This window comes from Ruegeria sp. N4 (genome assembly GCF_056531425.1).
In genome coordinates this window covers 342,359-356,021 of the sequence record NZ_JBQFLT010000001.1, presented here as the reverse complement: position 1 = coordinate 356,021, position 13,663 = coordinate 342,359, and the positions used below count along the sequence as shown (strand labels likewise).

Annotated in this window: 16 protein-coding genes and 1 other RNA gene; 6 read left to right on the top strand and 11 right to left on the bottom strand. The window is 59.0% G+C overall.

Annotated elements, in window-relative coordinates; genetic code table 11:
• Nucleotides 1–10: 10 nt before the first annotated feature.
• The 11 genes from ACR0LW_RS01725 to ACR0LW_RS01675 all read right to left on the bottom strand — a co-directional run bounded on the left by ACR0LW_RS01725 (nucleotide 11) and on the right by ACR0LW_RS01675 (nucleotide 9,229).
• Nucleotides 11–139 (bottom strand): hypothetical protein, encoded by a 129-nt coding sequence (locus ACR0LW_RS01725; RefSeq protein ID WP_480708172.1) that lies wholly within the window; start codon nucleotides 137–139, stop codon nucleotides 11–13.
• A gap of 79 nt (nucleotides 140–218) precedes the next feature.
• Nucleotides 219–1,571, bottom strand: a complete 1,353-nt coding sequence (gene rseP / locus ACR0LW_RS01720) for an RIP metalloprotease RseP (protein ID WP_480881423.1) — start codon at nucleotides 1,569–1,571, stop codon at nucleotides 219–221.
• Between the two features lie 4 nt (nucleotides 1,572–1,575).
• A complete protein-coding gene (gene dxr / locus ACR0LW_RS01715; protein WP_480881422.1) occupies nucleotides 1,576–2,748 on the bottom strand; it encodes a 1-deoxy-D-xylulose-5-phosphate reductoisomerase in 1,173 nt (390 codons plus the stop codon).
• Nucleotides 2,748–3,530 carry a phosphatidate cytidylyltransferase gene (locus ACR0LW_RS01710; protein WP_480881748.1) on the bottom strand — a complete coding sequence of 261 codons (783 nt, stop codon included), beginning with the start codon at nucleotides 3,528–3,530 and terminating at the stop codon, nucleotides 2,748–2,750. Before ACR0LW_RS01710 ends, dxr begins: the two co-directional genes overlap by 1 nt.
• Nucleotides 3,527–4,258: an isoprenyl transferase gene (locus tag ACR0LW_RS01705; protein ID WP_170630075.1), complete on the bottom strand. Its 732-nt coding sequence runs from the start codon at nucleotides 4,256–4,258 to the stop codon at nucleotides 3,527–3,529. The genes ACR0LW_RS01710 and ACR0LW_RS01705 overlap by 4 nt, the downstream gene beginning before the upstream one ends.
• Before the next feature lie 9 nt (nucleotides 4,259–4,267).
• Complete coding sequence (gene frr, locus ACR0LW_RS01700) at nucleotides 4,268–4,831, bottom strand: ribosome recycling factor (RefSeq protein WP_170450800.1); 564 nt, start codon at nucleotides 4,829–4,831, stop codon at nucleotides 4,268–4,270.
• Between the two features lie 167 nt (nucleotides 4,832–4,998).
• On the bottom strand, nucleotides 4,999–5,994 hold the full coding sequence (acuI, locus tag ACR0LW_RS01695) for an acryloyl-CoA reductase (protein ID WP_480881421.1): 996 nt from the start codon (nucleotides 5,992–5,994) through the stop codon (nucleotides 4,999–5,001).
• Between the two features lie 103 nt (nucleotides 5,995–6,097).
• Nucleotides 6,098–7,201, bottom strand: a complete 1,104-nt coding sequence (locus ACR0LW_RS01690; protein WP_480881420.1) for a dimethylsulfoniopropionate demethylase — start codon at nucleotides 7,199–7,201, stop codon at nucleotides 6,098–6,100.
• A complete protein-coding gene (locus tag ACR0LW_RS01685) occupies nucleotides 7,202–7,729 on the bottom strand; it encodes a DinB family protein (RefSeq protein WP_480881419.1) in 528 nt (175 codons plus the stop codon).
• Nucleotides 7,729–8,433 (bottom strand): DUF1326 domain-containing protein, encoded by a 705-nt coding sequence (locus tag ACR0LW_RS01680; protein WP_480881418.1) that lies wholly within the window; start codon nucleotides 8,431–8,433, stop codon nucleotides 7,729–7,731. The genes ACR0LW_RS01685 and ACR0LW_RS01680 overlap by 1 nt, the downstream gene beginning before the upstream one ends.
• Nucleotides 8,434–8,437: 4 nt before the next feature.
• Nucleotides 8,438–9,229: a DUF2182 domain-containing protein gene (locus ACR0LW_RS01675; protein ID WP_480881417.1), complete on the bottom strand. Its 792-nt coding sequence runs from the start codon at nucleotides 9,227–9,229 to the stop codon at nucleotides 8,438–8,440.
• A gap of 86 nt (nucleotides 9,230–9,315) precedes the next feature.
• Between ACR0LW_RS01675 and ACR0LW_RS01670 the strand changes: the two genes are divergently transcribed.
• The 6 genes from ACR0LW_RS01670 (at nucleotide 9,316) to ACR0LW_RS01645 (ending at nucleotide 13,584) form a co-directional block, all read left to right on the top strand.
• Entirely contained in the window at nucleotides 9,316–10,047 is a 732-nt protein-coding gene (locus tag ACR0LW_RS01670) for a FadR/GntR family transcriptional regulator (RefSeq protein ID WP_480881416.1), read from the top strand.
• A 129-nt stretch (nucleotides 10,048–10,176) separates the two neighbouring features.
• The gene (locus tag ACR0LW_RS01665; RefSeq protein ID WP_170518475.1) at nucleotides 10,177–11,577 is read left to right on the top strand and encodes a selenium-binding protein SBP56-related protein; all 1,401 of its coding nucleotides are present in this window, start codon (nucleotides 10,177–10,179) and stop codon (nucleotides 11,575–11,577) included.
• 13 nt (nucleotides 11,578–11,590) lie between these two features.
• On the top strand, nucleotides 11,591–12,241 hold the full coding sequence (locus ACR0LW_RS01660; RefSeq protein ID WP_170450817.1) for a hypothetical protein: 651 nt from the start codon (nucleotides 11,591–11,593) through the stop codon (nucleotides 12,239–12,241).
• Between the two features lie 64 nt (nucleotides 12,242–12,305).
• On the top strand, nucleotides 12,306–12,668 hold the full coding sequence (locus tag ACR0LW_RS01655) for a DUF4345 family protein (protein WP_170518469.1): 363 nt from the start codon (nucleotides 12,306–12,308) through the stop codon (nucleotides 12,666–12,668).
• Between the two features lie 36 nt (nucleotides 12,669–12,704).
• Nucleotides 12,705–13,052: a transfer-messenger RNA gene (gene ssrA, locus ACR0LW_RS01650) on the top strand.
• Nucleotides 13,053–13,152: 100 nt separating this feature from the next.
• Complete coding sequence (locus ACR0LW_RS01645) at nucleotides 13,153–13,584, top strand: ester cyclase (RefSeq protein ID WP_170450821.1); 432 nt, start codon at nucleotides 13,153–13,155, stop codon at nucleotides 13,582–13,584.
• Nucleotides 13,585–13,663 lie beyond the last annotated feature (79 nt).

Here is a 13,663-nt window from a genome sequence, read left to right as displayed (position 1 = left end):
TTGGTCAGAATCACAATCCCGCCAGATAGGCACCAGCGGCCAGTGCCAGAGCGGTGACGGCAAAACTCAGCAACACATCCCAGTTCAGCATGAACAGGAAGCTAAAACTCCGATAGGATTTGCGCAGTGCTTTGGTCATGATCGCCCCTCAACGTCGCGCAAACCTTACCGTCGGAATGCGGCAAGAATGCGGCTTTCCTGTGCGGCTTGCGCCACAATCAGCAAAACAGGTCGTTGGTCACCGAGAACAACATCAGGCTGAGAATAACCGTGATTCCGACGGTCATCAGAATCCGCAATGCCATGTCGCTGGGCGGTTTTCCGGTCACGGCCTCATAGGCGTAGAACAGCAGATGACCACCATCCAGAGCCGGGATCGGGAACAGGTTCAGCAACCCGACTGCGGTGGACAGAACCGCGATGAAGAAGATAAAGCTTTGCGCGCCCTGGCTGGCCATTGCGCCCGACGTCTCGGCGATGCCAATCGGGCCGGATATGTTGCAAGTGCTGATCGCGCCGGTGATCATATGCCACATCCCCGACAGCGATCCTTCGATGATGCGGATCGTCTGATTGACGCCACCCGTTAGCGAGTCAAACAGACCCGCAGGCTGGGTTGCAGGTTCCAGCATCATTCCACCGACGATCCCGATACGCCAATGGGTCTGAAACCCGCCATCAGACTTCGGTTCATCCGTGCGGCGCGGGGCCAATGCAAACTCAAGATCGGCCCCATCGCGCCAGACATTCAGCAACAGAACCCGACCATCCGAACTTTCGACAAAGTCCTTGAGCTGCTCGAACGCAAAGATCGGTTCACCATTTACCGAGGTGATGACGTCCCCCTGCTCAAGCTGGATATCCATGGCCGCGCTGCGCGGCGCGACCTGACGGATCAGCGGCGGAAACAGCCACGGGGCTTCAACATCGATGGTCTGCCCATCGCGAATGACCGTGTAGTCCAGCACTGGCTCAACCGGCAGCGAGTCGGTGAACTCGCTCCAGGTGCTTTCCTCATCGAAATCCGGTGTTTGGATGCCTGCGATTGCGACGATCTCATCACCGACCTGCAAACCCTGAACGGTGCCCGGCAAGGGCTGCAACTCACCCACGGTCAAAGGTTCGCGCGACACGCCCTGGGACCAGAAGATCAACCCGAAGACGATGATCGACATTGCAAAGTTGAACACAGGACCGGCCGCAACAGTGGCCGCCCGCGCCCAGAGCGGCGCGCCGTGCATCGTGCGACGCAGTTCTTCGGGTTTTTGTTCGGCGATCTCTTCCATCGCCTCTTCGTCCTTGCCCGACGCCGCGTTGGCATCGCCCAGAAACTTCACATAGCCGCCAAATGGCAACAGAGCGACCTGCCAGCGGGTGCCGCGCTTGTCCATGCGGCTCCACAGCACCGGGCCGAACCCGATGGAAAACACCTCGGCATGAATGCCTGACCAGCGTCCGACGATGTAGTGGCCGTACTCGTGCACCGCGACAATGGCGGACAAGGCGATGACAAAGGCCACAATGGTCCAAAGCAAATTGCCAAATTGCGGGATCAGGGAAAGTAGGTCCAAATGTCTATCCTGCTCGTTTGCTTACGGCTTCATCCGCCCATTGCCGTGCCAGATGGTCCGTTTGCTGTACGTTATCAAGAGTCAAAGCGGCATCAATAAGACTATGTCCCGCATCGAATCTGTCCAGAACCATTGCGACAATATCCGCCATGCTGGGGAAATCGATTTGACCCGCGATAAAGTGATCCAGCGCCCGTTCCTTGGCCGCGTTGAACACAGCCCCCGACAAGCCCCCGCGCGCCATCACGTCCCGCGCCAGCTTCAGCGCCGGATAGCGGGCCAGATCGGGGTCTTGAAAGTTCAACTGCCCAATGGCGGGCAGATCCAGCCGCTGAACGGGCAAGTCCTGCCGCTTGGGCCAATGTAGCGCGAATCCAATGGCGTGACGCATATCCGGCGCGCCCATATGGGCCATTACCGCACCGTCGCGAAACCCGACCAGCGCATGAACGATGGATTCGGGATGGACTAGAACCTCGATCTGATCCGGGGCGACGCCAAAGAACTCTTTCGTTTCGATGACCTCAAGCGCCTTGTTGAACATCGACGCGCTGTCGATGGTAATCCGCTGCCCCATATCCCAATTCGGGTGGCTCGAGGCCTGTTCGACCGTCGCCTTGGCCAGATCGTCCAGTGGCCAGTCTCGGAAGGCGCCGCCGCTGGCGGTGATGATGATGCGCTCGACCGCATCAATCTCTTCCCCCACCAGTGCCTGAAACACGGCCGAATGCTCGCTGTCCACCGGTAGCAGGCGGGCATTGTGGGTCTTGGCCGTCTCCAGGACCAAAGGCCCGGCACAGACCAGCGTTTCCTTATTGGCCAGCGCCAGTGTCGCGCCTTGCTTTAACGCTTCGATGCCCGGCGCAAGACCGGCGGCTCCGACAATCGCAGACATGACCCAATCCGCCGGGCGCGCCGCCGCTTCGGTCAGCGCTTGAGATCCTGCGGCAGCTTCGACACCAGACCCCTGCAACGCATCGCGCAGGTCCGGCAGGCGATCCTCAAAGGCCGTGACGGCCAGATCGGCATTCAAGCGACGGGCGTCCGCGACAAGCTGTTCGATATTCGCGCCACCTGTCAACGCGACAACGTCATAGGCCTGCGGATCCCGTGCGATCAGATCAATCGTGTTCTGACCGACAGAACCGGTCGCGCCAAAAATCGATACTTTGCGCATCACATTGCCCCGGGTGAATAAAGCAGGCCTGCCAGCAAGACAAACAGGGCCGCACCCATCATACCGTCAAACCGGTCCAGAAACCCGCCATGGCCCGGTATCAGGCTCGAACTGTCCTTGACCCCAAACCTGCGCTTGACCGCGCTTTCCACGATATCGCCCGCCTGACTGGCCATGGACGCAAAGACCGAGACCACTACGAACAGAACACCAAACCCGCCATGGGCGGCAAACGCGACCCCGACAATAGCAGCGGCGACCCAACCGCCCGCCGTACCAGACCATGTCTTCTTGGGGCTGACCTTTGGCCAGAACTTCGGCCCGCCGATAGCCTTGCCCACGAAATAGCCCGCGACATCGGTGGCCACCACAATGGCGATCAGCCAGATCATCCAGCCGAACCCCATATTCTCGCGGATCGAGATAAAGCCCAGCCCTGCCCCGGCGATCCAGATCACAAAGATGGCGTACAGCCCCTTAGAGCGGCTGACCTGCCCGGCCCCTACCAGCGCCGGGGCCAGCAAGATCGGCAGTTTGTAAAGCGGCGGCACATGGTAACTCAGAACCACCGCGACGCCCGTCAGAATGCCCAGTTGAACCGCCACACCCATGCGCTGCGGTTCGATCATCCGAACCAGTTCCCATGTCATGATGGCGCAGGCGATGGCGATGAACGCCTCGAACCACAGACCGCCCAGCCACACCTCGATCGAGCCAATGGCCACAAGCACAATGGCGGACAGAACCCGCGTCGTCAGATCAGACCATCGGCCTTCGCTCATGCCGGAACTGCCCCAAAGCGTCTCTCGCGCGAGCCGTAGTTGCGACACAGGCGTTCCAGTTCAGCGGCGGTGAAATCGGGCCACAGGGTGTCGATGAACTCATATTCGGAATAAGCGGATTGCCAGAGCAGAAAGTTCGAAATCCGCGCCTCACCACTGGTGCGGATAACCAGATCAGGGTCGGGAAGAACCCGGGTATCCAGATATTTCGGCAGAGTTTCTTCATCCACATCTTCAGGCTTCAACCGCCCCTCGGCGACATCACTGGCCAGACGTTTGGTGGCCCGCGCAACCTCATCCCGACCGCCGTAGTTCAGCGCCACCGTCAGATGGACAAGGTCATTGTCCTTGGTCTCGTCCTCAAGGGAATCCATCAGGTCGGTCAGCTTGGAATCCAGCCGCACCCGATCCCCGATGAACCGCACACGAATGCCGTTATCCGCCAATGTCTTGGTTTCTTTAAGAATATACCGGCGAAACAGGCTCATCAGCCCTGCGACCTCGACCTGTGTCCGTTTCCAGTTCTCGGTCGAAAAGGCGAAGATTGTCAGGTATTTGATCCCCAGTCCCGGGCAGGCCTCGACCACTTCCCGCACGCGCCGCGCGCCGGCATGGTGCCCAAACAGCCGGGGCCGACCGCGCGCCTGCGCCCAACGGCCATTGCCATCCATGATAATGGCCACATGGCGCGGACCAGCACAGGGCTCGGTGTGGGGATCTTTGGGCATGAGACCGGCTCAGACCTGCATGATTTCGGACTGCTTGGTCTCAAGCGCGGCATCGACGGCCTTGATCATCTCATCCGTCAGGTCCTGCACTTCGCTTTCCCAGAACTTCTGATCGTCCTCGGACATGCCGTCAGCCTTGGCTTTCTTGATCTGATCCATCCCGTCGCGGCGCACATTCCGGATCGAAACACGGGCGCTTTCGGCGTACTGCCCGGCGACCTTGCCCAACTCGCGGCGGCGTTCTTCGTTCAGCTCGGGGATTGGCAGCATGATGATCGTGCCGTTCAGCTGAGGATTGATCCCCAGCCCGCTTTCGCGGATCGCCTTTTCCACCTTCCCGACCAATGACTTGTCCCAGACATTAACTGTCACCATCCGGGGTTCCGGAACGTTGACCGTTCCCACCTGATTGATCGGTGTCATCGAGCCATAGGCATCCACCATCACCGGCTCCAGCATCGAGGCCGAGGCCCGCCCGGTCCGCAACGAGGCAAATTCGGTTCTGAGGTTGGACATCGCGCCTTCCATGCGGCGCTTCAGATCATCGGTGTCCAGTTCGAAGTCGTCAGACATGCTGCTCACTCCCCGTCTTCAGGTGCTGTTTGGATGGGTCTTACGCCATCGCACTTGGGATGTATAGCAATCATGATCAGGAATTGTGCCAATGACCAGAGTTGTTTCGGTCCTTTTCGCCAGGTTTTGATCAGCCGGGACAGGCACGCCCCGGCTGCCATGTCAGATCAGGCGTTCACGTCGACAACCACGCGCCCTTTGACCTGACCTTTGAGAATATCCGCACCCAGTCCGGGCAGATCGGACAGTGCGGCGGGATGCATCATCGCCTCCAGCTTATCCATCGGCAGGTCGGTCGCGATCCGCTGCCACGCGCGCACGCGGTTGTCATAGGGCTGCATCACGCTGTCGATGCCCAGCAGGTTCACACCGCGCAACAGGAAGGGAATCACCGTTGCCGACAGCGCCGCCCCCCCGGCCAGACCCACAGCCGCGATCGAGCCGCCGTATTTCATCTGCCCCAGCACCCGCGCCAGCATCTCTCCGCCAACAGCATCCACACAACCCGCCCAGGTTTCGCTTTCCAGCGGGCGTTTGGTGGTCTCGTTCAACTCCTCACGCGGCACAATGGTCGTGGCCCCGAGTGATTTCAGATAGTCCCCGGTCTCGGGCCGCCCGGTCACGGCGGCGACCTCGTAACCCAGGTTGCCCAGAATGGCGGTCGCCACGGACCCAACGCCGCCTGCGGCACCGGTGACCAGAACCGGACCTTTGTCCGGGGACAGACCATGATCCTCCAACGCCATGACAGCCAGCATGGCCGTGAAACCAGCAGTGCCAACCGCCATCGCCTGCCGCGCGCTCAGCCCGTCCGGCAAGGGAACCAGCCAATCCGCCAAAGCGTTGGCTTTCTGCGAATACCCGCCCCAATGCGCCTCACCCACGCGCCAACCGGTCAATACCACCTTGTCGCCGGGCGCGTACCGATCGTCCGAGGACGCCTCGACCGTACCCGCATAATCGATGCCCGGCACATGTGGGTACGACCGCACCAACCCGCCCCCTTTGGGCGACATGCACAGACCGTCCTTATAGTTCACTGTCGAGTATTCGACGGCAACCGTCACCTCACCATGGGGCAGATCATCTGCTGAAAGCTGCTTGACCGAAGCGCTCGCCAGCCCGCTTTCTTCATCCTTGTCCATTACCAACGCATTGAACATTTGCAGTTCCTTTCGTTTCCAAAAAACCAGATCCGAGTCTTCATCCGGCTAAAAATATCCCGGGGGAGTCACGCAGCGACGGGGGCAGAGCCCCCTTCCCCCTCTAAACCCAGAAATGCGCCTTCACCTGCGCGCAGCGCGTGCCATCCGGCGTTTCAACATCCAGTTCGGTCCCCGGTTCCCAATGGCTCAGGCGGATCATGCCGATGGAGACATTCGTTTCGAAATCGGGCGACCAAACAGACGAGGTCACCTGCCCCACCTGTTTCCCATCCACAAAAGCCGGCCATGGTCGATCGCAGGGCGGCACCGGGTCGCCCTGAATCGCAATCGGACGGATTTGCTGCACCGGGCCTTCCTTGGCCACGCGCAACAAGGCATCGCGCCCGATGCAGCCAATGGCCGTGTGCGTGTTGCAGAACTTGCCCAGTCCACATTCATGCGGCGTGTTGTCGTCGGTCATGTCATTGCCATAAGACAATAAGCCGCCTTCGATACGTTCGATCAGGTTCGGACACCCGGCCCGCACCTGAAGGTCCTCGCCCGCCTTGAACAGCGCGTTCCATAGCGGCATCCCGATATCGCCGCCCTCGACATAGATCTCGAACCCGCCCTGTTTTGAATAGCCTGATCGCGCAACAGCCAGATCGCGACCTTCGAACTCGAACATGTCGAACTTGAAAAACCGGATATCACGCACCCGATCCCCGAAGACACGCGCCATCAACTCATCGGCCTTGGGCCCCTGAACTGCCAAAGGCGAGACGTCAGGCTCATCCACCAGAACGTCCAACCGATACCCATTTGCCAATCCTTTGACCCACAACAACAAATCACTGTCGGCAATGGAAATCCACCAGCGGTCCTCGGACAGCTTCACCGCAACGGGATCGTTTAGCATCCCACCGGTTTCATCCACGATGGGCACGTAATAGCACTGCCCCGGCAGCATCCCGCGCAGGTCACGGGGCGTCAGCATCTGCATCAGCCGCGCCGCATCCGGGCCGCGCAGTTCCACCTGCCGCTCGCAGGATACATCCCAGACCTGAACATGCTCTTTCAGATGGCGATAGTCGGCTTCTACACTTTCAAAAACCGTCGGCAACAACATGCGATTGTAAACCGTATAGCCTTTGACCCCCGCAGCCTCGACCCCGTCGGAAAAGGGCGTGCGCCGCAAGCGGCGAGACAAGGATATTTGCGGCATTCAGCCCTCCTGCGGCAGGAAAACCAGATCACTGACCGGAGCCTCAGACCCGGTCTCGGTCAGCATTTTGTGCAATTGACCGCGATGATGCGTCTGGTGGTTGAAAAAATGCATGATGCATTTCGCGTAAGGCAATGTAATATCGCCTTCTTTTGCCGCTGAATACCAGGTGAACGGGCCGGTGATCAGATCATCACCCAACGTGTTCGCCCAATCGGCAATCCGGGTATCCACGGTCTTACGCAGAGACAACCAACTGGCCAGATCAGGACACAGATAGACGCTTTCATGGATGCCGCAGCCTTTGCGATGGATGTTGCTTTCCGGGCCCGGCCCTTTGTCGAACCGGGACATCCAGATCCAATCGCCCCACAGCAAATGGTTCGCTGTGCCCAGGATCGAGCCAAAGAACGCCCCGCGTTCGCGTGTTAGTTCCTCTGAGGTCAATGCTTGAAGGAACTCGGCCAACTGACTGTTTTGCCATTGATTGTAGCGCGACATCTCACGCGCATAGGCTCCGGTAATCATCACTTTGGCCCGTGCCAATCGATGGGGCAAATCTCGGCCGATTTGCCGCCGAAATCCCAGACGCGGCCATAATCGCGCACCTTGGACTTGGTGCCGCGCGCCACGATGATGTCCGGTCCCATCCAGTATTTCGAGTTCGAGACCATCACCGGATGCTCGGGGTCCTTGCCTGCCAGCATCTCGATCTCACCCTGAATTTTGCGACCGATCACGATCCGGCGCTTGGTGCCGTCGCGCTCGATGACGACCGGAGCCCGCTCGGCCCCGATGATCTCGCTCACCAGCATGGTGAACAGGCCGGTGGTGCCGCCCGCCTGACCGCTGAAAATCTGCAATAGCCCGTTATACGCCTTGCCGCTGGCACGTTCGTCCACATAGGCGGCGACTTTCCATTGCCCCTCGCCCATACGGCCCGGAATGTCGACCAGCAGGCCGACGCACAGATCGGAGAGGTCCTCACCCTCGTAATGCCCCTCATCAATGATGACGCCCATCCACGCGTGGCAATGCCCCTCGGTCGGAGGGTGTGCGCCCAGCGAGACAACGCAGGGACAAAACACATCGCACGAGCAGTTCAGGATCAGCTCGCCCTTGATGGCCCATTCCGTCGGGCTCATCTCGCGCCGCTTCGGGTTGGGCATACGGCTGTCGATCCGCTGACTTATGGGAAGCCTGTCCGCTTCGGGTTTTCTGTTTTTTGCCATCGGCTTATCCTCCGTATGCAAAGGGATAGATCAGCAGGACAAGACCGCCTGCAATCAACGCAAACCCCATGGGTCGGGTCACAACATGCCCGATCTGGGGAAGTTTTTCCAAAACCATGAACAAGGTGGCCAGACCCATCCACAAAAGGCTCATGACACCACCGACAAAGCCAAGTGCCATGAAGCCCCAACAGCAGCCCACGCAAAACGCGCCAAGGCCCAGCCCCATTTTCACGCCGCCAGTGAAACCGGTTTTCCAATGGCCCAGGAAATAGGTCATAGGTGCGTGGCAGACGCCGTGGCAGACCTCTTTCACGCGGGTGAACTGGAAGGCACCGACGACGACCAGCAACCCTCCGGCCACCCAGTTGGACTTGGCGATGCCCAGCATGTCGACGACCCCACCAAACAACAGAGCCAGCTGAACGCCGGTGATCAGCGCCGCGAAGCCCACCCAGACGATGAAATATCCGGTCAGAACGCCCAGCCATCCGCCGCGCGAGCCATTCGCGCTGTGGATCAGGTCGTCATAGCTGCGCAGGGTTGGCACCAGAGTCGGCAGCATCATCGCCGCCATCATGATCGCCCACATCCAGAACAGCGGGCCAAACTCGGCCATGGGCATATACATGTCCATACGCGGGTCCATCGCCGCCATGGCCTGCCCCATCGGACCCGGACGACCGATCCAATCCAGGTCCATGTCGCGGCTCATCGAGAACATGACCCACCAGGCCCACAGGATCAGCACATAGAACGCCAGCCACATCCCGCTGCGTAGCATTGCGCGACTCATGTGATCCCCTCCGACTCAACTCCCTTGCTTTTCAAATGTCAGACTTTTAAATGTCAGACAAATAAAATCGTAAAGCCGCGTGCAAAATGAAGATTAACCCACAGAAAACCGCAGACCTGTCCGCGCAAATCGCGCAGGCCATTCGCGATGCGATTGTCTCGGGTGAGTTGATCGTGGATGAGCGTTTGCCGTCCGAGGCCGAATTGGCCGACCAATTTCAGGTCTCACGCCCAACGGTCCGTGAGGCGCTGAAACGTCTGGCGGCACAGTCCCTGATCCGCACCCAGCGCGGGGCAACCGGCGGGGCCTTTGTGAACCGCATCAGTTTTGAAGACGCGTATTCGCAACAGATCACCACGTCGACCCTATTGTTGTCTATGAACGCGGTGCGCTTCGATACGGCCTGTGAGGCGCGATACGCGCTGGAACGCGCCTGCGCCCCCTTGTCTGCGCAGCGTCGTACGGCAGATCAACTCGCCACCATGCGGGCCGAGATTTTCCGACAGGCGCAGCCCGGTCTGACGGATGAGGCGTTCTGCGCCTCGGACGTCGCCTTTCACCGGGCTTTGGTGGATGGCGCCGGCAATCCGGTTCTGTCCTATCAACTGGCAGGCGCGGTCGAGGCAATGCAGCCCCTGATGAACATGATCACCTTCACAGCAAGGTCACGCGAAGAGATCATCTTGCTTCACACCAAGATCGCCGACGCCCTTGAAGCGAATGACGCCACAACGGTCGATGCCACCTTGGTCGAGCTGGAAGCCTACACCCGCCGACTGGCCCAGGACGTGGCCGAGCGCAAACGCAAACCCGCCTGATCCCGATCAGGCCCCAGGATTGACGCAGACGAACAGGCACAAGGAAGACAGAGCAGGCAGGATGTCACCCGGCGCCAAGACCGGAACTCTCAATACAAATTGAATATCAATTGCTTACGGGAGGACGTTATGAACACAAGACCGGACCCAACCTTTTATCCATCCGCCAAGCTGGCAATGGAGGGCCCCGCCGAGACGCTTGCTTTCACGCTGATGCTGAGCCCGGATTTTTCGCAACCCGACGGGCTGGCGGTTGTGAATGTCGATCCGACATCCGACGATTTCGGCAAGATCGTCCACAAGGTGATGATGCCGGAAAAAGGCGATGAGTTTCATCATTTTGGCTGGAACGCCTGTTCCTCGGCCTTGTCACCGCTGACCGGGCACGCCTTTCTGGAACGGCGCTATCTGATTATCCCGGGCATTCGGTCCAGCCGGATTTACGTGATCGACGTCAAGAACCCGCTTGAGGCCAAGATCCACAAGATCATCGAACCCGAGGAAGTCTTTGCAAAGACAGGATATTCCCGCCCTCACACCATCCATTGCGGCCCCGAGGGCATCTATGTCAGCACGCTGGGTGGCGGCGGTGAAGATGGGACCGATGGCCCTCCGGGTATCTTCATCATGGATTGCCAAAGCTTTGAGATCATAGGGCGGTATGAGATCGAGCGCGGCGTGCAGGACAAGCACTATGATTTCTGGTGGAACCTGCCGCGCGATTACATGGTCAGTTCTGAATGGGGCCTTCCGCCTCAGTTCGAAAACGGCATCGTGGCCGAGGATTTGTTGTCCAACAAATACGGACACAGCATCCACTTCTGGAACCTGCGCAACCGGACCAATATCCAGACCATCGATCTGGGCGAAAACCACCAGATGGCGTTGGAGATCCGCCCGGCCCATGATCCGGTCAAGCAATACGGGTTCTGCGGCGTGGTTGTGGACACCACCAACCTGCAAGGCGCGATTTTCACGTGGTGGCGCAATGAGGACGGCACGTTCGAGGCCAAAAAGACCATCACCATCGACCCGCAACCAGCCGACCCGGATGACCTGCCCGATCTGTTGAAGGGGTTCTCGGCCGTTCCGCCGCTGGTCACTGATATCGACCTGAGCCTCGACGACAAGTATCTCTATGTCGCTTGCTGGGGTACGGGTGAGATGCATCAGTACGATGTCTCGGACCCGATGAACCCGACGCTGGCGGGCAAGGTTGAAATCGGTGGTATCGTCAAGAAAACCAAACATCCAAACGGTCAGGATTTTGGTTACGGCCCGCAGATGGTCGAGATCAGCCGGGACGGCAAGCGCGTTTACTGGACCAACTCGCTTTATTCCACATGGGATGATCAGTTCTATCCCGGCGAACGCGGCGCGGCGATGGTCAAGGCCGATGTCGGCGAAAACGGTGGCCTGACGCTGGACCCGAACTTCTGGGTCGAATTCCCCGACGGCTACCGCAGCCACCAGATCCGGCTGGAGGGCGGAGACTGCTCGACCGACAGCTTCTGCTACCCCTCGGTCTGAGTTGGAGGTTCTGATGACATCAACGGCTGGTCTCTGGCTGGCCGTTGTTCTCAGCGGTGCGTATCACGGGCTGAACCCCGGAATGGGCTGGCCGCTGGCTGTTTCTTCGGCATTGATGGAGCAGCGCCAATCCGCCCTGTGGCGCGCGCTGGCCGCCTTGGCAGGCGGACATTTTGTGGCGATGCTGGGTGTCCTGCTGCCCTTTGCCCTGATGGCCGTTCTGGTTGACTACCAACGCGAGATTCGCATCGGGGCCGCACTGATCGTCATCGCGATGGGTCTGTATATCGCCCTCACCCAGCGCCACCCGCGATTCCTGTCGCGCGTCCCACCAAGCAAACTGGCGCTTTGGTCCTTTCTGGTGGCGCTGGCGCATGGGGCCGCGCTGATGCTGGTTCCGATCTATCTGGGCCTGTGCGGCTTGGATGAATTGGATGCCGGGCATCAGGCAATCTCGCAGATTATGACAACGAATGGCCTGCTGGTTCTGGGCGTGGCGGCGCTGCATACCGCCGCAATGATCCTTGGCGGGGGTCTTCTGGCCTATGCCGTCTATCGCTGGCTGGGCCTGCAATTCCTGTCCCGCAGTTGGTTCAATCTGGAACTGATCTGGGCGCTCAGTCTGATTCTGGTCGGAGTTCTGGGGCTGTGGTCGGCGATTTAGTGCTTTTCTTCGGAAAACAACGGATTACCGTTGTCGACGGATAAGCAAGTTGGAAGAGGCCGAAATGGTAACAACCCTGAATGTAATCGTCGCTTTGCTGACCATCGGATTCGGCCTCTTCGGCTTTCTGGCCCCCGCCCACACCGCCAACGCGCTGGATCTGGCCCCGACCGACAGCACAATGGGCCTAAGTGAATTGCGCGCCTCGGTCGGAGGGTTGTTTGTTGTAACCGGCATTGCCGTGATCTGGCTGAACGCGCCGATGGCATACACAATGCTGGGCGTGGTCTACGCAGGGGCGGCGCTTGGACGGTTCGTGTCGCTGGCGTTGGACAACCCGCCATTCGTCAAAGCGGCCACTTTTGGTGGAATCGAACTTGTTCTGGCCGTCTGGCTGATTGCGGCGAACTTCAACAAAACCACATAACACGCTGCTTTTGAACGTATTCGCATCCAAAAATCTGGATTTGCAACCCAGCGCCGCCTCACCTATATAGGGTATGTCCTTCGGGACTATGGACATAAACGCGCTCGTAATAAGCGGATCGGACCCGGGGGCGGTACCCGGCGGCTCCACCAACCATCCTTCGTTTGGGGATTTTGGGGCCGAAACAGGATCGACGAACGTCTAAAGGGGTTAGCTTTGTCTCGGCTGTCTGCCACCGTTACCGGCGAAAATAGTACAATTGCAAACGACAATCGTGCTCCGGTTGCAGTTGCTGCGTAAGCAGTAACAAGACCGAAATCTAAGCCCTTGCGCCTAGCCGCGTAAGGCGGGGTTCGCAGGTACCTGGCAACAGAAACCTGCATTTCCACATTGTAATGTCTGAGTTTAATTCTTTTTCTGTGCAGATTTAGAGTTTGTTCATCCCTTTTGTCCACTGTCATCCCAGTCAGACAGGAGAGCCGGGATGAAACACACAGATATCCTAAAAGCATGGTACGCCGAGGTTTGGGAACAGGGAAACACCGAAGCGATCGATCAGTATTTTGCGCCCGATACGATGGCCGAGGGGTTGATCCCCGAAATGCAGGTGGGCGCCGACGATTTCCGCGATCTGGTCATGGCCTTCCGTCATATCCTTGGCGAGATCACCGTTGAGATGCCCAAAATCATCGAAAATGGCGATTGGGTTTCAGCAATTCTTCACGTCAAAACCTTCCGCGCCGATAACGGGGCACCGCTGGAGGTCACCGGGCAGGTCATGGCGCGATTCAAAGGTGACAAGATGGTCGAAGCCTATAATCAGTTCGATTTCGTCTCGCTTTTCGAACAACTGGGTCAGTTTCCGCAGGACACGCTGCCCGTTTGTATGACGGGGCAAAGGCTGGATTGGGCCTGATCCAAAGGCGGTGCAATCTTGACCCATGGGCGGCTTGCACGGTAGCTAGAGCCATGGGGTAAGATTGCGAACGCCCCGT